The sequence below is a fragment of the Bacillus sp. B2-WWTP-C-10-Post-4 genome, from assembly GCF_009183805.1.
Taxonomy (GTDB): Bacteria; Bacillota; Bacilli; order Bacillales; family Bacillaceae_G; genus Bacillus_A; species Bacillus_A cereus.
On record NZ_WEII01000287.1, the window covers coordinates 1 to 384 of the forward strand.

Sequence of the window (384 nt, forward strand, 5' to 3'; positions counted from 1 at the left end):
TGGCATATTTTTCTCCCCAATGCCCTTTTAAATCTTCAAATCTAACCTGATCATTATGATTTGGTGTGCTTTGTAGTTTATATGCATTTACTAGCATCGTAGCCATAGCAGCGCGAGTTACTTTTCCAGATGGATTAAAGATTCCATTACCTTCCCCTTTAACAATACCAGCTTTTTCAGCAGCAGCAATATAAGGAGTAGCCCAGTGGTTTTGTGAATCTGTAAAAGATGGTTTTGCATTAGGATCAATTTGTATCCCTAAAACTTTTGTCATAATTTTTGTAGCCGAAGCTCTGTCTAATGAGTCATTTGAACCAAAAGTTCCATCTGGATAACCATTTAATACCTGTTTATCAACTAAATAATTAACGGATTTATCAGCCC

1 protein-coding gene is annotated in these 384 nt (G+C 35.9%); it reads right to left on the minus strand.

The annotated features are described in order from the left end of the window. Positions 1–384 (minus strand): S-layer homology domain-containing protein (locus GBN78_RS29980; RefSeq protein WP_193224781.1); only part of this gene is annotated, 384 nt, incomplete at both ends.